This window comes from Klebsiella sp. MISC125 (assembly GCF_051131775.1).
Lineage (GTDB): Bacteria > Pseudomonadota > Gammaproteobacteria > Enterobacterales > Enterobacteriaceae > Klebsiella.
Genome location: NZ_CP180448.1, coordinates 2,796,306 through 2,814,160, shown reverse-complemented (window position 1 = coordinate 2,814,160; position 17,855 = coordinate 2,796,306). Strand labels below are relative to the sequence as shown.

At 54.3% G+C, this 17,855-nt stretch carries 16 protein-coding genes; 12 read left to right on the top strand and 4 right to left on the bottom strand.

Features of this window, described 5'->3' with window-relative positions:
• Window positions 1-83 precede the first annotated feature (83 nt).
• The 3 genes from ydgH to folM all read left to right on the top strand — a co-directional run bounded on the left by ydgH (window position 84) and on the right by folM (window position 3,358).
• Window positions 84-1,034: a DUF1471 family protein YdgH gene (ydgH, locus tag ACMYSL_RS13355; RefSeq protein WP_434663428.1), complete on the top strand. Its 951-nt coding sequence runs from the start codon at window positions 84-86 to the stop codon at window positions 1,032-1,034.
• Between the two features lie 179 nt (window positions 1,035-1,213).
• Window positions 1,214-2,596, top strand: coding sequence for an amino acid permease (locus ACMYSL_RS13350; protein ID WP_434663425.1), 1,383 nt, complete (start codon window positions 1,214-1,216; stop codon window positions 2,594-2,596).
• Window positions 2,597-2,632: 36 nt separating this feature from the next.
• Complete coding sequence (folM, locus tag ACMYSL_RS13345; RefSeq protein WP_434663422.1) at window positions 2,633-3,358, top strand: dihydromonapterin reductase; 726 nt, start codon at window positions 2,633-2,635, stop codon at window positions 3,356-3,358.
• Here folM and ACMYSL_RS13340 read toward each other — a convergent pair.
• Window positions 3,355-3,690 carry a GlpM family protein gene (locus ACMYSL_RS13340; protein ID WP_004119621.1) on the bottom strand — a complete coding sequence of 112 codons (336 nt, stop codon included), beginning with the start codon at window positions 3,688-3,690 and terminating at the stop codon, window positions 3,355-3,357. The two genes, folM and ACMYSL_RS13340, sit on opposite strands and share 4 nt — an antisense overlap.
• Before the next feature lie 127 nt (window positions 3,691-3,817).
• Here ACMYSL_RS13340 and rstA point away from each other — a divergent pair, with 127 nt between their 5' ends.
• The 3 genes from rstA (at window position 3,818) to tus (ending at window position 6,859) form a co-directional block, all read left to right on the top strand.
• The gene (gene rstA, locus ACMYSL_RS13335; protein WP_181486038.1) at window positions 3,818-4,534 is read left to right on the top strand and encodes a two-component system response regulator RstA; all 717 of its coding nucleotides are present in this window, start codon (window positions 3,818-3,820) and stop codon (window positions 4,532-4,534) included.
• Between the two features lie 15 nt (window positions 4,535-4,549).
• Window positions 4,550-5,851, top strand: a complete 1,302-nt coding sequence (gene rstB / locus ACMYSL_RS13330; RefSeq protein ID WP_434663419.1) for a two-component system sensor histidine kinase RstB — start codon at window positions 4,550-4,552, stop codon at window positions 5,849-5,851.
• A gap of 75 nt (window positions 5,852-5,926) precedes the next feature.
• Window positions 5,927-6,859: a DNA replication terminus site-binding protein gene (gene tus, locus ACMYSL_RS13325; protein WP_434663416.1), complete on the top strand. Its 933-nt coding sequence runs from the start codon at window positions 5,927-5,929 to the stop codon at window positions 6,857-6,859.
• Here the strand turns inward: tus and fumC are convergent.
• Both fumC and fumA read right to left on the bottom strand, forming a co-directional pair.
• Complete coding sequence (gene fumC, locus ACMYSL_RS13320) at window positions 6,849-8,249, bottom strand: class II fumarate hydratase (RefSeq protein WP_434663414.1); 1,401 nt, start codon at window positions 8,247-8,249, stop codon at window positions 6,849-6,851. The genes tus and fumC overlap by 11 nt on opposite strands.
• A gap of 142 nt (window positions 8,250-8,391) precedes the next feature.
• A complete protein-coding gene (fumA, locus tag ACMYSL_RS13315) occupies window positions 8,392-10,038 on the bottom strand; it encodes a class I fumarate hydratase FumA (protein ID WP_434663411.1) in 1,647 nt (548 codons plus the stop codon).
• A gap of 197 nt (window positions 10,039-10,235) precedes the next feature.
• Between fumA and manA the strand changes: the two genes are divergently transcribed.
• From manA to ACMYSL_RS13300, 3 genes are all read left to right on the top strand, one after another.
• The gene (gene manA / locus ACMYSL_RS13310) at window positions 10,236-11,411 is read left to right on the top strand and encodes a mannose-6-phosphate isomerase (protein WP_434663409.1); all 1,176 of its coding nucleotides are present in this window, start codon (window positions 10,236-10,238) and stop codon (window positions 11,409-11,411) included.
• A gap of 101 nt (window positions 11,412-11,512) precedes the next feature.
• On the top strand, window positions 11,513-13,072 hold the full coding sequence (locus ACMYSL_RS13305; RefSeq protein WP_434663406.1) for a YdgA family protein: 1,560 nt from the start codon (window positions 11,513-11,515) through the stop codon (window positions 13,070-13,072).
• Between the two features lie 217 nt (window positions 13,073-13,289).
• Window positions 13,290-14,462 (top strand): MalY/PatB family protein, encoded by a 1,173-nt coding sequence (locus tag ACMYSL_RS13300; RefSeq protein ID WP_434663403.1) that lies wholly within the window; start codon window positions 13,290-13,292, stop codon window positions 14,460-14,462.
• Window positions 14,463-14,512: 50 nt separating this feature from the next.
• On the opposite strand, the gene ACMYSL_RS13295 is transcribed toward ACMYSL_RS13300, so the two are convergent.
• Window positions 14,513-15,541 carry a CorA family divalent cation transporter gene (locus ACMYSL_RS13295; RefSeq protein WP_182239160.1) on the bottom strand — a complete coding sequence of 343 codons (1,029 nt, stop codon included), beginning with the start codon at window positions 15,539-15,541 and terminating at the stop codon, window positions 14,513-14,515.
• A 307-nt stretch (window positions 15,542-15,848) separates the two neighbouring features.
• Between ACMYSL_RS13295 and ydfZ the strand changes: the two genes are divergently transcribed.
• The 3 genes from ydfZ to yedF all read left to right on the top strand — a co-directional run bounded on the left by ydfZ (window position 15,849) and on the right by yedF (window position 17,821).
• Window positions 15,849-16,052: a putative selenium delivery protein YdfZ gene (gene ydfZ / locus ACMYSL_RS13290; protein WP_181486030.1), complete on the top strand. Its 204-nt coding sequence runs from the start codon at window positions 15,849-15,851 to the stop codon at window positions 16,050-16,052.
• Window positions 16,053-16,379: 327 nt separating this feature from the next.
• The gene (yedE, locus tag ACMYSL_RS13285) at window positions 16,380-17,591 is read left to right on the top strand and encodes a selenium metabolism membrane protein YedE/FdhT (protein ID WP_181486029.1); all 1,212 of its coding nucleotides are present in this window, start codon (window positions 16,380-16,382) and stop codon (window positions 17,589-17,591) included.
• Entirely contained in the window at window positions 17,588-17,821 is a 234-nt protein-coding gene (gene yedF / locus ACMYSL_RS13280; protein WP_110274012.1) for a sulfurtransferase-like selenium metabolism protein YedF, read from the top strand. The genes yedE and yedF overlap by 4 nt, the downstream gene beginning before the upstream one ends.
• Window positions 17,822-17,855 lie beyond the last annotated feature (34 nt).

The following is a 17,855-nucleotide window of genomic DNA, read 5'->3' as shown; positions in this document are numbered from 1 at the left end:
ACTTACGATAAATGCAATAATCAAACGTTTTCAGTCAACAACAATACCAGTACATGGTTTGCGCAAGGCAAAGGATTATTTTTATGAAGCTTAAGAACTCACTCCTGGCGTCTGCTCTTCTGGCTACGACCGCGTTGTCTGCGCATGCAGCGACCGAGCTGACTCCAGAGCAGGCGGCAGCGCTGAAACCCTACGACCGCGTAGTGGTCACAGGCCGTTTTAACGCCATCGGCGACGCGGTGCAGGCCGTTTCCCGTAAAGCGGACAAAGAAGGCGCAGCTTCCTTTTATGTTGTCGACACGTCTGATTTCGGCAGCGGCGGCAATTTGCGCGTAACGGCAGATTTCTATAAAGAAAACGCCCCGCAGGCCGACGCGCCAAAAAATCGCATTATCAACGGCGTCATGGAATTGCCTAAAGACCAGGCCGTTGAGCTGGAACCGTTTGATACCGTCACCGTCCAGGGCTTCTACCGCAGCCAGCCGGAAGTCAACGACGCGATCACCAAAGCGGCGAAAGCCAAAGGCGCAGCCTCATTCTTTATCGTGCGCCAGGTTGATGCTAACCAGGGCGGCAACCAGCGTATTACTGCTTACATCTACAAAGCTGATGCCAAAAAACGCGTTCTGCAAAGCGCAGATGCCATTCCTGCAGATTCAGAAGCCGGTCGCGCAGCGCTGGCTGAAGGCGGCGACGCAGCCAAAAAAGTTGAAATCCCAGGCGTTGCTACCACCGCAGCCGTGGGTTCAGGTACCGGCGTAGGTCGCTTCTTTGAAACGCAATCCTCTAAAGGTGGGCGTTACACTGTCACGCTGCCGGATGGAACTAAAGTTGAAGAAGTGAACAAAATCACCGCCGCACAGATGGTTCCTTATGACAGCATCAAGTTCACCGGCAACTACGGTAACATGACTGAAATCTCTTACCAGACGGCAAAACGCGCAGCGAAGAAAGGCGCGAAGTACTATCACATCACCCGTCAGTGGCAGGAACGTGGTGGCAACATCACCATCAGCGCCGACCTGTACAAATAACAGTTCCCCGACTGAACAAAAAGGCGACGCTTTGTCGCCTTTTTGCTTTTTTTCATTTCTCTCCATTGCATGCATACAAAACACTCCGTAAAATCCCGCGCCTTAGCGCAATCCTCCATTTTTATGCGATTTCGCAAAATAAATATTCTTAGCTTTATGGTTATCACCTCGGGAATGCAATGGATAAGAAACTGGGCCTTAGCGCCCTGACCGCGTTGGTACTCAGCTCGATGCTGGGTGCAGGTGTATTCAGTTTGCCGCAGAACATGGCGGCCGTCGCCAGCCCTTCCGCTCTGCTTATCGGCTGGGCGATTACTGGTGTGGGAATTCTGTTTCTCGCCTTCGCCATGCTGCTGCTGACCCGAATTCGCCCCGAACTCGACGGCGGCATTTTTACCTACGCCCGCGAAGGTTTCGGTGAGCTGATTGGCTTCTGTTCTGCATGGGGCTACTGGCTGTGCGCGGTTATCGCTAATGTTTCCTACCTGGTTATCGTTTTCTCCGCCCTAAGCTTCTTTACCGATACCCCAGAACTGCGCCTGTTTGGCGATGGCAACACCTGGCAGTCAATCGTGGGGGCATCCGTACTGCTGTGGGTGGTGCATTTCCTCATTCTGCGCGGGGTGCAGACGGCAGCGGGTATCAACCTGGCCGCAACGCTCGCTAAGCTATTGCCGCTGGGCGCGTTTGTCGCGTTGGCCGCCATCGCGTTTCGCCTGGAGACTTTCCGCCTCGATTTTAGCGGCCTGGCGCTAGGCGTACCGGTGTGGGAGCAGGTGAAAAACACCATGCTGATCACCTTGTGGGTGTTCATCGGCGTTGAAGGCGCGGTAGTGGTTTCCGCCCGCGCTCGCAATAAACAGGACGTAGGACGCGCCACGCTGCTGGCGGTGCTGTCGGCACTGGCAGTGTATTTGCTGGTGACGCTGCTCTCTTTGGGCGTGGTTCCGCGCGCTGAACTGGCGGAAATTCGTAATCCCTCGATGGCCGGGTTGATGGTCAAAATGATGGGGTCATGGGGCGAGATTGTTATCGCCGCAGGGCTGATTATCTCAGTTTGCGGGGCGTATCTGAGCTGGACAATTATGGCAGCGGAAGTCCCATTTCTGGCGGCAACGCATAAAGCGTTCCCGCGCCTCTTCGCGCGACAGAATAAAAATAACGCACCGTCGGCTTCGTTGTGGCTCACCAATATCAGCGTGCAGGTTTCACTGGTGTTGATCTGGCTCACCGGGTCGGATTACAACACGCTACTGACTATCGCTTCCGAGATGATTCTGGTCCCCTATTTTCTCGTTGGCGCGTTTCTGCTGAAGATTGCGGTCCGCCCACTGCATAAGGCTGTAGGTGTCGGAGCCTGCATTTATGGCTTATGGTTATTATATGCGTCCGGCCCTGTGCATTTGCTGATGTCGGTGATACTTTACGCCCCGGGTCTTCTGGTTTTCCTGTATGCCCGTCGTACACACCAGCACGATCGCTCGCTCAAACGCCGTGAATTGGCATTAATTGGTTTTTTGCTGGTTGCCGCCGTACCGGCAACGTGGATGCTGGTGGGGTAAGCGGTTGCCCTGCCGCTGAACTCAAAGGAGATACCCATGGCTGAAATCCAGCCCCGCCCGATGCTGATAACAGGCGGAGGTCGTCGTATTGGCCTCGCCCTGGCCCACCATTTTTTGACACAACAACAGCCCGTTATCATCAGCTACCGCACGTACTATCCGGCTATCGACGCTCTGCGTGAAGCCGGGGCTATCTGTTTACATGCGGATTTCAGCACCGACGAAAGCATTCTGGCTTTCGCTGAAGAGGTGAAAGCGCACGCCAGCAGCGGTCTGCGAGCCATCATTCATAACGCCAGCGGCTGGATGGCGGAAAAGCCGGGAATTGCGTTAACCACGGTGCTTGCCAGCATGATGCAAATTCACGTCAACGCGCCCTACCTGCTTAACCATGCGCTGGAATGCCTGCTGAGCGGTCACGGCCATGCTGCCAGCGATATTATTCACATCACTGATTACGTCGTGGAACGCGGCAGCGATAAACATATTGCCTACGCCGCCAGTAAGGCCGCGCTGGATAACATGAGCCGCTCGTTTGCCCGCAAGCTGGCACCGGAAATTAAAGTCAACGCCATTGCCCCATCGCTTATCCTGTTTAATGAAGGCGACGATGCAGAGTACCGTCGACAGGCGCTGGACAAATCGCTGATGAAAATTGCCCCGGGCGAAAAAGAGATTATCGACCTTATCGAATATCTATTCAGTAGTCGCTATGTGACTGGCCGCTCATTCGCCGTCGACGGCGGCCGTCATCTGCGTTAGTGAAAGCGGCTCCAGCCGATAATTAACAGCCACGCGCAAAGACTCCAGCACACGACAGCGCCTGCCAGAGCAAACGGCAGGCGCATCACCCCGGTGAAATACCACAGCGAAAGCAGATAGATAAAGTACGGAATGATTGACCACATGCCGAACACAATGGTAGTCCGCAGCGCTTCAATGCCCCGTTCGCTGGCGACGATATAGTGTGCAATCAGCGCGAAGGTAGGAAAGAGTGGAATTAACCCGGCAATATAGTAATTTTTCGTTTTGGACAGTACGCCGATCAGGACAACCACCAGCGCCCCAAGCAGCGCTTTAATCAACAACCCCATTCCTTTTGCCTTAACATTTAAACAACAAGTACCCGCAGCATAACGGAAGAACATTTGTTTATAAAAGAGTAATGGCAGGTAAATTAATCGCAGTGTATGTTAGCCCTTTTACATATACGCATAAAATATGAATAAAATCGTTTATGTTGAGGATGAGCCGGAAGTTGGTGCGCTCATCGCCGCTTATCTGGGAAAACACGATATGGATGTCATCGTGGAGCCGCGTGGAGACCGGGCGGAAGAAGTCATCGCTCGAGAAAAGCCGGATCTGGTGCTGCTGGATATCATGTTACCTGGTAAAGACGGCATGACGCTGTGCCGGGATTTACGCGGCCAGTGGCAGGGCCCAATCGTGCTGCTGACCTCTCTTGACAGCGATATGAACCATATTTTATCGCTCGAAATGGGTGCCAGCGATTATATTCTGAAAACCACTCCACCCGCCGTACTGTTGGCTCGTTTGCGCCTGCATCTGCGTCAACATATCACCACACCAGCAGGCGGAGCGCCCTCCTCGCTCACGCCGCATAAAGCCATCACGTTTGGATCCCTGAGCATTGACCCGGTCAATCGCCAGGTGATGTTGAGCGGCGAAAGTATCGCGCTGTCCACGGCAGACTTCGATCTACTGTGGGAACTGGCAACCCATGCTGGACAAATTATGGACCGCGACGCTCTGTTGAAAAACCTGCGCGGCGTGACCTACGACGGAATGGACCGCAGCGTTGATGTTGCTATCTCGCGGTTGCGCAAAAAGCTTCTCGATAACGCGACTGAGCCGTATCGCATCAAGACGGTGCGCAATAAAGGCTATCTGTTCGCCCCGCACGCCTGGGATAATTAATTTACGGGTCTGGCTATGAAAAAGCTGTTTGTGCAGTTTTACCTGCTGCTGTTCGTTTGTTTCCTGGTGATGACCATGATGGTCGGTCTGGTGTACAAATTCACCGCCGAGCGCGCAGGCCGTCAGTCGCTGGACGACCTGATGAAAAGCTCGCTGTATCTGATGCGTAGCGAGCTGCGGGAGATCCCACCTCGCGACTGGAGCAAAACCCTCAAAGAACTGGACCTGAATCTTTCCTTCGACCTGCATATCGAACCAATCAGCAAATTTAAGCTCTCGGAAAATTCGATGCAGCATCTGCGCGCCGGGGATATTGTCGCCCTCGATGACCAGTACACTTTTATCCAGCGAATTCCGCGCAGTCACTATGTCCTTTCTGTTGGCCCGGTGCCCTATCTCTATTTTCTGCACGAGATGCGGCTACTGGATATCGCGCTGATGGCTTTTATCGCTATCTCGCTGGCCTTCCCGGTATTTATCTGGATGCGCCCCCACTGGCAGGACATGCTGCGTATCGAGACCGCCGCCCAGCGCTTTGGTGAAGGACATCTGACCGAGCGGATTCATTTTGACAGCATGTCCAGCTTTGAGCGTCTGGGCGTGGCGTTTAACCAGATGGCCGATAACATCAATGCGCTCATTGCCAGCAAGAAACAACTGATTGACGGTATCGCTCATGAACTGCGCACACCGCTGGTTCGTCTGCGCTATCGCCTGGAGATGAGCGAGAATCTGACTGAAGCGGAATCGCTGGCGCTAAACCGCGATATTGGTCAACTGGAAGCCTTAATTGAGGAGCTGTTGACCTACGCCCGTCTTGACCGCCCGCAAAACGAACTGAAGCTCACCACCCCCAACTTCCCGGCGTGGATCAGCGCTCACATTGAAGACATTCAGATGGTTAACCCACAGCGCGAGGTGGCGTTGAGCAAGATCATCCCCGGAAATTATGGCGCGCTGGATATGCGCCTGATGGAACGCGTGCTGGATAATCTGGTCAACAATGCCCTGCGCTACAGTCACCAACGGATTCAAGTGAGCCTAACGCTAGAAGGCTCGCGTGCGACGTTGTGGGTAGAAGACGATGGTCCGGGAATTGCGCCTGATGAACGGGAGCGGGTTTTTGAGCCGTTTGTCCGCCTCGACCCCAGCCGAGACCGCGCCACCGGCGGCTGCGGTCTCGGCCTGGCTATCGTGCACAGTATCGCCCAGGCGATGGCCGGAGAGGTTCATTGCGACGCCAGTCCATTGGGCGGAGCAAGTTTCTGTTTTAGCTGGCCTATCTACCACCAGTTGCCTGATTTTACCTCTACCTGATTAGCCCTTGCGCAGATGCCGAGGCCTGCGTATAGTTAAAAAGACATCTAGTATGTTGTAACTAAGGTGGAAAATATGGCTAGCTATGACCTTGTTGACCGTTTGAACGACACCTTTCGTCAGTTGGAGCGAGAACTCCTGGCGCTGCGGCAGTCCCTGAGTGCTTGCCGCCTGCTGGCCGCCCGGGTATTTGAGCTACCGCCGGTGAGCAAAGATGCCGAACACCAGCCGCTGGACGCGATCAATGTGGTTCAGCATACCGGCAAAGCTGCGCTGGAGATGGCGCTCAGCCACTATAGCCACCTGTTTATCCAGCAGCAGTCGGAAAGTCGCAGCAGTAAGGCTGCCGTGCGTTTGCCAGGGGCAATTTGTCTGCAAACCTCTATCAATGAGCAGGCTGAATTATTGCGCCAAATCGCCCATATCAACGCCCTCAAAGCGACCTTCGAGAAGATTGTCACCATTGATTCCGGACTCCCCAGCGCCGCGCGCTTCGAGTGGGTCCATCGCCATCTTCCGGGCCTGATTACCCTCAGCGCCTACCGCACGCTGACGCCGTTGCGTGACCCGAGCACCATCCGTTTCGGATGGGCCAATAAGCATGTAATTAAAAACCTGACCCGCGATCAGGTGCTGGTGCAACTGGAGAAAAGCCTGCAATCACCGCGCGCGGTTCCACCGTGGACTCGCGAACAGTGGCAAAGCAAGCTGGAACGGGAGTATCAGGATATTGCCGCCCTGCCGCAGCGGGCAAAGCTTAAGATCAAACGGCCGGTGAAAGTGCAGCCCATCGCCCGGGTCTGGTATACCGGGGAGCAAAAGCAGGTGCAATACGCCTGCCCCGGGCCACTGATTACGCTGATATCCGGCACCAAAGGCGTGAGCGTGCCGGACCTGGGGGAGTTGCTGAACTATGATGCCGATAACGTGCAGTACCGCTATAAACCGCAGGCACAGTCGCTCAGGTTATTGATCCCGAGGCTGCACCTGTGGCTGGCTAGCGAGTAGCCATACTGCCGACCATCTCTTCAGGTCGTACCCAGCTATCGAACTCAGCTTCCGTCAGGTAGCCGAGCGCCAGCGCGGAAGCTTTCAGGGTGAGCCCCTCTTTATGCGCTTTTTTAGCGATTTCCGCCGCCTTGTCATAGCCGATATGGGTGTTGAGCGCTGTCACCAGCATCAGCGACTCATTGAGTAACTGGCTGATGCGCTCGCGCTCAGGCTCGATCCCTACCGCACAGTGTTCGTTAAAGCTCTCTATGCCGTCGGCCAGCAGGCGTACGGATTGCAGGAAGTTATGGACAACCATCGGGCGATAAACGTTAAGCTCGAAGTTACCCGACGCGCCGCCGATATTCACCGCCACATCGTTACCCATCACCTGACAGCACAGCATGGTCAGGGCTTCACACTGGGTCGGGTTGACCTTACCTGGCATAATCGACGATCCCGGTTCATTTTCCGGGATGGAGATTTCCCCAATCCCGCAGCGAGGACCGGATGCCAGCCAACGCACATCGTTGGCGATTTTCATCAGCGAGGCGGCCAGACCTTTTAGCGCCCCATGAGCATGTACCAGCGCATCAACGGTCGCCAGCGCTTCAAATTTATTCGGCGCGGTAACAAATGGCTGACCGCTGGTGCTCGCCAGTTCCGCCGCGACCCGCACCGCATATTCCGGATGCGTGTTCAGCCCGGTTCCGACCGCCGTCCCGCCCAACGCCAGTTCCGCCAGATGCGGCAGGCTGTGGTCGATGTGCTTGAGGTTGTGTTCAAGCATCGCCACCCAGCCGGAGATCTCCTGGCCGAGGGTCAGCGGCGTGGCGTCCTGTAGATGAGTACGGCCAATTTTGACAATATCGTTGAAGGCAACGGATTTATCGTGGAGGGTCTTTTTCAGCACATTAAGCTGTGGGATCAGCTTTACGCGTAGTGCAATAATAGCCGCCACGTGCATCGCCGTCGGGAAAACGTCGTTGGAACTTTGGCTTTTATTGACGTCATCGTTAGGGTGAACTTTACGCTCCATCCCACGCACGCCGCCGAGCAGTTCACTGGCACGGTTAGCCAGCACCTCGTTCATATTCATATTACTCTGGGTGCCGGAACCCGTTTGCCAGATAGCCAGCGGAAACTCGTCGGGATGCATGCCCGCCAGCACTTCATCAGCGGCCCGAATAATGGCATCAGCTTTCTCTGCCGCCAGCAGGCCGAGGTCGTGGTTCACTTTCGCCGCCGCGCGTTTGGTCAGCGCCAGCGCATAGATAAGCTCGCCCGGCATTTTTTCCGTCGAGATGCGGAAATGTTCCAGCGAGCGCTGGGTTTGCGCGCCCCATAGTTTTTCAGCGGGCACGTCAATGGCGCCCATTGAGTCTTTTTCACTGCGATGCGTTGTCATTACTTTCTCCTTGAATTCAAAGTGTGTAATAGCGACAAAGCTCACTTGCTTAAAGCGTTAAGTATTGGACAGTTTTATAAGTTGTTTTGGTGGTTCGTGCCGCTAAGCGGCATAAAAAAACCGCCCCTGAGGGCGGCTGAGATCATTTCACACAGCGGGTGCATTGCGAACTCTGGATCTGCTGGAAGAAGTCATTGCCTTTGTCATCGACCAGGATAAACGCCGGGAAGTCTTCCACTTCAATTTTCCAGATAGCTTCCATCCCCAGCTCCGGGTAGGCCACGCACTCCAGGCTGCGGATGCTCTGCTGCGCCAGCACCGCCGCCGGCCCGCCGATGCTGCCAAGATAGAACCCACCGTGCTTGTGACAGGCATCGGTGACTTGCTGGCTACGGTTGCCTTTCGCCAGCATGATCTTACTCGCACCGTGCGCTTGCAGCAGGTCAACGTAAGAGTCCATACGGCCTGCGGTAGTTGGACCGAGGGAGCCGGAAGCATAACCGTCCGGCGTTTTTGCCGGTCCCGCATAGTAAATCGGGTGATCTTTCACGTACTGCGGCAGCTCATCGCCGTTATCGATAATTTCTTTCAACTTCGCGTGGGCGATATCACGCGCCACGATAATGGTGCCGCTCAGCGACAGGCGGGTCGACACCGGATACTGCGACAGCAGTGCCAGTATGTCGCTCATCGGCTGGTTCAGGTTGACCTTAACCGCTTCGCCCTCACCGGCCTGGCGCAGATGCTCGGGAATAAATTTCCCCGGATTGCTCTCCAGTTTCTCCAGCCAGATCCCCTCGCGGTTGATCTTCGCTTTGATATTGCGATCCGCCGAGCAGGACACGCCCATCCCCACCGGGCAGGATGCGCCGTGACGCGGCAGACGTACAACGCGGATATCGTGAGCGAAGTATTTGCCGCCGAACTGCGCACCGAGGCCGAGGTTCTGCGCTTCCAGCAGCAACTCTTGCTCCAGTTGAATATCGCGGAAAGCCTGACCGTGCTCGTTGCCCTCAGTCGGCAAACCATCGTAGTACTTGGTTGAGGCCAGCTTTACGGTTTTCAGCGTAGATTCCGCCGAGGTGCCGCCAATGACAAAGGCAATATGGTACGGCGGACAGGCAGCGGTTCCCAGGGTACGCATCTTCTCGACGAGATAGTTTTTCAACTTCGCCGGGGTGATCAGCGCCTTGGTTTCCTGATACAGATAGGTTTTGTTCGCCGAGCCGCCGCCTTTAGCAATGCAGAGGAATTTATACTCCTCGCCATCGGTGGCGTAGAGGTCAATTTGCGCAGGCAGGTTAGTGCCGGTGTTCACTTCTTTATACATATCCAGCGCGGCGTTCTGCGAATAACGCAGGTTATCCTGGATATAGGTGTTATAGACCCCCTGCGCCAGCGCCGCTTCATCGCCGCCGCCGGTCCACACGCGTTGACCTTTTTTGCCGGTGATAATCGCGGTGCCGGTATCCTGGCAGGTCGGCAGCACGCCTTTAGCGGCGATGTCCGAGTTGCGCAGGAACTGTAGCGCCACGTATTTATCGTTTTCGCTGGCTTCAGGGTCGTTGAGGATATCGGCGACCTGCTGCTGATGAGCCGGGCGAAGCATAAAGGAGGCGTCGTGGAAAGCGTGTTGTGCCAGTAGCGTTAGCGCCTGAGGTTCAACTTTCAGGACTTCCTGGCCGGCGAATTCGGCGACGGAGACGTAATCACTGCTGAGGAGGTAGTACTCGGTATCGTCCTTTTTCAGTGGAAAAGGATCCTGATATACAAACGGTTTATTCGACATTGTGCTCTCACTTACTGCTTGGCTGATTATATTTCAGGCAGACACTCCATTTGCCCGTAGAAAAGCGAGTCGATCGATTTTACACAATTTCTTAACAAAAACTGAGACCAGGACGACTTTTTCTTCGCGCCGGTTGCTTATCGGGCGTTTGCTGGTTTAATAGAGCCATTACTATCAAGTGGAAACAGGGATTGAGAATGCAAAAGCTCATCAACTCAGTGCAAAACTACGCCTGGGGAAGTCATACCGCCTTAACCGAACTTTATGGGATCGCCAACCCGAGCAATCTGCCGATGGCAGAACTGTGGATGGGTGCGCATCCGAAGAGCAGCTCGCAGATTCTGGATAACGCCGGTACTCCGCGCTCGCTGCGTGAAGTGATTGAAGGCGATAAAACCGCCCTGCTCGGCGCGAAAGTGGCAGAGCGTTTCGGCGAGCTACCGTTCCTGTTTAAAGTCTTGTGTGCCGCACAGCCGCTATCTATTCAGGTTCATCCGAACAAACAGGCCTCCGAAATTGGTTTCGCCAAAGAGAACGCAGCCGGGATCCCGCTTGATGCCGCCGAGCGTAACTATAAAGATCCAAACCACAAGCCGGAGCTGGTTTTTGCCCTGACGCCGTTCCTCGCCATGAACGCCTTCCGCGAATTTGCCGATATCGTCAATCTGCTGCAGCCGGTAGCCGATGCCCATCCGGCCATTGCCCAGTTTCTTGCGCAGCCGGACGGCGAACATCTGAGCCGGCTATTTGCCAGCCTGCTGAATATGAAAGGCGATGAGAAAGCGCACGCCTTAAGCGTCTTGCAGGCCGTGCTGGACAGCGAGCAGGGAGAACCGTGGCAGACGATTCGCCTGATCGCCGAGTTCTACCCGGACGATAGCGGCCTCTTCTCTCCGCTGCTGCTCAACGTAGTGAAGCTGAACCCAGGCGAAGCGATGTTCCTGTTTGCGGAAACCCCGCACGCCTACCTGCAGGGCGTGGCGCTGGAGGTGATGGCTAACTCGGACAACGTTCTGCGCGCGGGCCTGACGCCGAAGTACATTGATATTCCAGAGCTGGTCGCTAACGTTAAATTTACAGCCAAACCTGCGGGTGAGCTGCTGACTCAGCCAGTGACCCACGGCGCGGAGCTGGATTTCCCGATCCCGGTCGATGATTTCGCCTTCTCTCTGCACGACCTGTCTGCGCAGGCGTCAACCATCGCCCAGGATAGCGCGGCGATTCTGTTCTGCGTTGAGGGTGAAGCAGTTATCACTAAAGGCGAGCAGAGCCTGACGCTGACCGCGGGTGAATCGGCGTTTGTTGCCTGTAACGAATCGCCAGTACAGGTTAGCGGCACCGGTCGCGTAGCGCGCGTGTTCAATAAGCTCTAGTAAGTTACTGAACTTTTTAGCCACAGTTGCTAGACTTTCACCCATCATGACAACACAATCAGGCGGCCCGATCCGCCTGGTTTCATTTATGGACAAATGCTATGAAAAAATCGCTGATCGCAGCAGGAGTTATCATCGCGTTGGGCGTCGTCTGGACCGGCGGCTCCTGGTACACCGGAAAGCAATTGGAGAGTCGTATTGCCGATATGGTGCAACAGGCCAATGCTCAGTTACAAAGCAGCGCACCGCAGGCAGGCGTTGAGCTGACTTATCAGGACTACCAACGCGGTCTGTTCAGCAGCCATTTACAGCTGGTGGTTAAACCGATTGCCGGTAAAGAGACCCGCTGGCTTGCTGCCGGACAATCGTTGGTCTTTGACGAAGTCGTCGATCACGGCCCCTTCCCGCTGGCCTCACTGAAAAACTTTAACCTCGCGCCATCGATGGCCTCCGTCAAAACCACGTTAGTCAATAACGACGCCAGTAAGGCGCTGTTCGACATCGCGAAAGGCGAAACGCCGTTTACCATCGATACCCGCATCGCCTACAGCGGCGATAATCAGTCCGCGATTGTGCTCAATCCACTGGATTACGCGAAAGGCGATGAGAAGGTGACTTTCAGCGGCGGGCAGTTCCAACTGGATTCTGACCGCGAAGGTAAAACCATCAATCTGAGCGGCGAAGCGGGCAGCGGGCAGATCAACGCGGTTAACGAGTACAATCAGAAGATTCAGGTCATCTTTAATAACCTGAAAACCGATGGCACCACCGAGATGGCCAGCTTCAACGAGCGCATTGGCAAACAAGCCATCTCGCTGGAAAAACTGTCAATTGGCGTTGAAGGCAAAGAGCTGGCACTGTTTGAAGGGATGAAAGTCGACGGCAATTCCACGCTGACCGCCGACGGGAAAGGCATTAATAGCCAGCTGGATTACACCGTCAACAGCCTGAAGCTGCAAAATCAGGATATTGGTAGCGGCAGGCTGACCCTGAAACTGGATAATATTGATGGCCAGGCTTTCCACGAATTCAGCCAAAAATATAACGCCGAAGCGCAGGCGCTGATGGCAAACCCGCAGTTGGCGCAGAACCCGGAGCTGTACCAGCAGGCGCTGACGCAAACCTTCTTTAGCACGCTGCCGATGATGCTCAAAGGTAATCCTTCGCTGACCATCGCACCGCTGAGCTGGCGTAATGCAAAAGGCGAAACGACGCTCAATTTCTCCATTCTGTTGCAAGACCCATCGCAAAACACAACACCGCCGCAGACTCTGGCCGATGAAGTGGATCGTAGCGTCAAGTCTCTCGACGGCAAGCTGGTGATCCCTGTGGATATGGCAACCGCCTTTATGACCCAAATTGCCGGGCTTGAAGGCTATCAGCCCGCAGACGCCGCCAAACTGGCTGACCAGCAGGTGAAAGGCCTGGCGGCGATGGGCCAGATGTTCCGCATCACCACCATGGAAGATAACGCCATCACCTCCAGCCTGCAGTACGCTGACGGTCAGGTGACGCTCAACGGTCAGAAAATGCCGCTGGATGAGTTTGCCGGCATGTTTGGCTTAGAGCTTCCTGCTGTGTCGGAACCGGCACCGCAGGAAACCCTGCCACAAGAAACCACTCCGCAAGAGGTGGTTCCGCCAGCCGCCCCGCAGCAGTAAACAACAAATAGCCCCTTACGAGGGGCTATTTCACATTACTGACACTGTCGCATTTGAGAAATCCGTCACCTGCATCACCGGTAAATCAGCGTAAAATGCTGCGGCGATTCCGTCAGCTCTGAAAGCGAATCCAGAGGGCTATTTGATAAATGCCGTTGAGGCTTAAGTTCCGCTCCCCCTTCGTTACCGAAGGGAGACTCTGATTAAGGAAGTTCAGATGTTTGATTTTTCAACGCCGGTTGACCGTCACGGCACCTGGTGTACGCAATGGGATTACGTTGCCGACCGCTTCGGTACCGCCGACTTGCTACCATTTACTATCTCGGATATGGATTTTGCCACCGCCCCCTGCATTCTGGATGCCGTTAGCAAGCGTCTGGCGCACGGCGTTTTTGGCTATAGTCGCTGGAAAAATGATGAATTTCTTAGCGCAGTGAGCCACTGGTTCGCCAGCCGTTTTCATAGTCCAATCAACCGTGAAGCCATTGTTTACGGGCCGTCAGTTATCTACATGGTGGCGGAGATGATTCGCCAATGGTCCGAGCCTGGCGACGGTATCGTGGTGCATACGCCAGCTTATGACGCGTTTTATAAGACTATTGAAGGCAACCAGCGGCGCATTGCCCCGGCTCCGCTAACGCTCGACAACGGCCAATGGCGTTGTGATATGGCCGAATTTGAGCAGATACTGGCTCAACCACGTAATACGGTCCTGCTGCTATGCAGTCCCCAAAACCCAACCGGCAAAGTCTGGACCCGCGAAGAGCTGGAAACCATGGCGCATCTGTGCGAAAAGCATGGCGTGAAGGTGATAAGCGACGAAATCCATATGGATATGGTGTGGGCTGAACATCAGCATACCCCATGGTGCGATGTCGCTCGCGGCCCGTGGGCGCTGTTCACTTCCGGATCAAAAAGCTTCAATATTCCGGCTTTTACCGGTGCATACGGGTTAATTGACGATAGCACCACACGTGAAAGCTATTTACAGGCGCTCAAGAACCGCGACGGTCTCTCTTCCCCTTCCGTTCCGGCGCTGATCGCCCATGTTGCCGCCTATCGTGAAGGGGCTGCCTGGCTTGACGCTCTGCGCGAGTATCTGCAAGAAAACCTGCGCTACATCGCCCATGAACTCAATCTCGCTTTCCCCGAGCTAAGCTGGCAGCCGCCGCAGGCAACCTATCTGGCGTGGATTGACCTGCGTCCGCTGGGCGTTGATGATCAGGCTTTGCAAAAAGCGTTAATTGAAGAGCAGAAAGTGGCCATTATGCCCGGCTACACTTACGGTGATGAAGGAAAGGGTTTTGTCCGCCTGAATGCGGGTTGCCCACGCGAGAAGCTAGAAAAAGGCGTTCAGGGGCTGATTGCCGCCCTGCGCTCGCTGCGCTGACCGCCCATCAAACTACGAAAACGGTAGCGGTCAACCCGCTACCGCTGTCGTTAAAGCTCATCCCGCCGCCGAAAAGCCAAATATCCGGCTCCAATAGTAAATACGGCGACAATCACCACCAGCCAAATAAAACCATGATGGTTGGTCGATAGCGGTATTCCACCGACGTTCATTCCAAAAAAGCCCGCGACGATATTAATTGGCAACGCAAGCACGGTAATCACCGTCAGGGTGTAGAGCGTGCGGTTGCTTTGTTCGAGCTGTCTGGCGCTGATCTCCTCCTGTAGCAAGCTGATCCGCTCAATCAATCCAGAAAGATCGTTCAGCACCACGGTAAACTCTTCGGTGAACTGGCGAAACTCCTGCACCACTGAGCGGTCGATCCACGCCGGGGGACGGTTAAGTAAGCGGAACATCGCCGCCGGTTCGGGCGCTAACAGACGCTGAAAGCGCAGCAGCATTCGCCGCAGACGCGCCAGATCGGCGCGATTACGCTGGACATGATTACTTAGCAAGCGCTCTTCAATCACATCCACATGCTGGCTGGCCTGACGAACCACCTGCTCGAGAACTTCTTCTTGCTCTTCCAGCAAAAAAGCAAGCAGTTCGGTCGATGAATTCACTTTGAGGGTTTGCAAGCGCGGGAGCATCCATTCAATAAAGCGCAGCGGCTTATAGCGGGCGGTCACCACCAGCTTCTGGCTGCAATATAACCACAGCGTCGAGGTTTCCGAGCCGGTATCCTTGGGATGAAAAATGACATCGTTCAGAACGGCATACAAATTTTCGCCCTGCCGTTCAATCCTCGTGGTGTGGGAACCGCCACGGATCTCTTCAAAGAAAAAGTCTGCCACGGTAAACTGACTTTTGAGCCACTTCTCAGCGGTTGCATGATTGAGATTCAGATGCAGCCAGACAAAATCATTTTCCTTATCCAGTTGTTGATATTGGGTGCAAACCTCATTTGAGGTGATCCGCAGGGGTAAACTACCTTCACGAAAGACATATCCGTGCACTAAGCCGGATACTTCCATATCAAAATCAGGCTTTAACATCTTACTGGTGACGTCTTGACTCATATATCCCTCAGGATCCTCAGTGAGCGCTAATTAAGCCCGAAGAAGCTTATCTTTCGCTATTATCCAGCCCCTGACAAGTGTAATAATCCGTTCATAAAACAGTAACCCAAATGAAATACTTCTTTATTGTTTAGCACCATACCCCCTGGGAATAATCAGACTTTAAATTTAACCATTCCACCCCATTATATTTTTAGCGAAAAACCGTTCATTATTTTGACAAAACTCAAAAAAAAACCTTCCCCGAAGGTGTATTAAAATGCCGTTTTAACCATCCCGTCAAAATAGACTTAGAAAGGAGGAAACCATGAAAACTTACGATCGTAACCGTAACGCTATCTCGACAGGCAGCATGGTTATGGTAGCCGACAATGGCGCGACGGGCGTTATTAAGGCCATTCACGGGAGCGGCAAAACGGCAGAGCAGCTCCGTCGCTCAGATTGCGTGGAAATTGAAGGCCATGAGGGATTATATTGCCCGCTGGGCCTCGTTCGCCTCGGATTCAATTAATACAAGAATAAGCTGACAATCCATCATCACCTCGATAAAGCAGTGGATAGCCGCTTGTAAAAGGCCACAACGCGTGGCCTTTTACCTTCATATCATCGCCTCACTTTGATCCCGTCGAGAGTTTTAACTGCTCAAACGGCGTATTATTGCGCCTCTCCAACCCGCTACGGGTAATATACCCGTCATACTTCAAGTTGCATGTTCGTTGGCTACGTTCGTTCACCCCTGTCACTTACTTAAGTAAGCTCCCGGGGATTCACTTACTTGCCGCCTGCCTGCAACTCGAATTATTTAGGGTATAAACCTTCTGAGTTCAGAGGCATTTTCATGACATGGCAACAATTCAAACAAGCGTGGCTGATTAAGTTCTGGTCACCCGTTCCCGCAGTTATCGCCGCCGGCATTCTCTCTACCTACTACTTCGGTATTACCGGTACCTTCTGGGCGGTCACCGGCGAATTTACTCGCTGGGGCGGACAGTTACTGCAACTGGTTGGCGTACACAGCGAACAGTGGGGCTACTACAAACTGATTCATCTTGAGGGAACACCACTAACCCGTATCGACGGCATGATGATTATCGGCATGTTCGGCGGCTGCTTCGCCGCAGCGTTGTGGGCCAACAACGTTAAGCTACGCTTCCCGCGCAGCCGGGTTCGTATTCTCCAGGCTATCGCCGGGGGGATCATCGCCGGTTTCGGCGCGCGTCTGGCGATGGGTTGTAATCTGGCAGCATTCTTCACCGGCATTCCGCAGTTTTCTCTGCATGCCTGGTTCTTTGCCATCGCTACCGCCATCGGCACCTGGTTCGGTGCGCGCTTTACCTTGCTACCTATTTTTCGCATTCCGGTGAAGATGCAAAAGGTCTCTAGCGCGTCGCCTTTAACGCAAAAGCCAGATCAGGCGCGACGTCGTTTCCGCCTTGGGATGCTGGTTTTTTTCGCCATGATCGCCTGGGGACTGCTGACGGCTGCGAATCAACCTAAGCTCGGTCTGGCCATGCTGTTCGGCGTTGGATTTGGCCTGCTGATTGAACGTGCGCAGATCTGCTTTACTTCCGCTTTCCGCGATATGTGGATCACCGGGCGTACCAATATGGCGAAGGCGATTATTTTCGGTATGGCCGCCAGCGCTATTGGGATTTTTAGCTACGTGCAGCTTGGCATGGAGCCGAAAATTATGTGGGCGGGCCCTAATGCGGTCATCGGCGGCCTGCTGTTTGGCTTCGGCATCGTGCTGGCGGGCGGCTGTGAAACCGGCTGGATGTACCGTGCTGTTGAGGGACAGGTGCATTTCTGGTGGGTCGGATTGGGCAACGTTATTGGCTCAACTATCCTTGCATATTACTGGGATGGGCTATCACCGGTGCTGGCAACCAACTGGGATAAAATCAATCTATTAGCGACATTTGGCCCCTTCGGCGGCCTGCTGGTAACCTATCTTCTGCTGCTTATCGCGCTAATTTTGGTCATCGCCTGGGAGAAACACTTTTTCCGCCGCAAGTCCCTCGCCGCCGCGTCCATTAAGGAGACAGCATGAAAACTATCGTTCCTGATTATCGCCTCGATATGGTGGGCGAACCCTGCCCCTATCCGGCAATCGCCACTCTGGAAGCCCTGCCTTCGTTAAAGAAAGGCGAAATTCTGGAAGTGGTTAGCGACTGTCCGCAGTCGATTAACAATATCCCGCTGGATGCGAAAAATCATGGCTACACCGTGCTTGATATTCAGCAGGACGGGCCAACCATTCGTTATTTAATTCAAAAATAGGCGCGAGCCAACAGGCCCGGCGGCGCCTAACTCC

What these genes read in the sequence shown, in the direction of transcription:
- ydgH (WP_434663428.1), top strand. Translation starts at nt 84, where the DNA reads ATGAAGCTTAAGAACTCACTCCTGGCGTCTGCTCTTCTGGCTACGACC.
- ACMYSL_RS13350 (WP_434663425.1), top strand. Translation starts at nt 1,214, where the DNA reads ATGGATAAGAAACTGGGCCTTAGCGCCCTGACCGCGTTGGTACTCAGC.
- folM (WP_434663422.1), top strand. Translation starts at nt 2,633, where the DNA reads ATGGCTGAAATCCAGCCCCGCCCGATGCTGATAACAGGCGGAGGTCGT.
- ACMYSL_RS13340 (WP_004119621.1), bottom strand. Translation starts at nt 3,690, where the DNA reads ATGGGGTTGTTGATTAAAGCGCTGCTTGGGGCGCTGGTGGTTGTCCTG.
- rstA (WP_181486038.1), top strand. Translation starts at nt 3,818, where the DNA reads ATGAATAAAATCGTTTATGTTGAGGATGAGCCGGAAGTTGGTGCGCTC.
- rstB (WP_434663419.1), top strand. Translation starts at nt 4,550, where the DNA reads ATGAAAAAGCTGTTTGTGCAGTTTTACCTGCTGCTGTTCGTTTGTTTC.
- tus (WP_434663416.1), top strand. Translation starts at nt 5,927, where the DNA reads ATGGCTAGCTATGACCTTGTTGACCGTTTGAACGACACCTTTCGTCAG.
- fumC (WP_434663414.1), bottom strand. Translation starts at nt 8,249, where the DNA reads ATGACAACGCATCGCAGTGAAAAAGACTCAATGGGCGCCATTGACGTG.
- fumA (WP_434663411.1), bottom strand. Translation starts at nt 10,038, where the DNA reads ATGTCGAATAAACCGTTTGTATATCAGGATCCTTTTCCACTGAAAAAG.
- manA (WP_434663409.1), top strand. Translation starts at nt 10,236, where the DNA reads ATGCAAAAGCTCATCAACTCAGTGCAAAACTACGCCTGGGGAAGTCAT.
- ACMYSL_RS13305 (WP_434663406.1), top strand. Translation starts at nt 11,513, where the DNA reads ATGAAAAAATCGCTGATCGCAGCAGGAGTTATCATCGCGTTGGGCGTC.
- ACMYSL_RS13300 (WP_434663403.1), top strand. Translation starts at nt 13,290, where the DNA reads ATGTTTGATTTTTCAACGCCGGTTGACCGTCACGGCACCTGGTGTACG.
- ACMYSL_RS13295 (WP_182239160.1), bottom strand. Translation starts at nt 15,541, where the DNA reads ATGAGTCAAGACGTCACCAGTAAGATGTTAAAGCCTGATTTTGATATG.
- ydfZ (WP_181486030.1), top strand. Translation starts at nt 15,849, where the DNA reads ATGAAAACTTACGATCGTAACCGTAACGCTATCTCGACAGGCAGCATG.
- yedE (WP_181486029.1), top strand. Translation starts at nt 16,380, where the DNA reads ATGACATGGCAACAATTCAAACAAGCGTGGCTGATTAAGTTCTGGTCA.
- yedF (WP_110274012.1), top strand. Translation starts at nt 17,588, where the DNA reads ATGAAAACTATCGTTCCTGATTATCGCCTCGATATGGTGGGCGAACCC.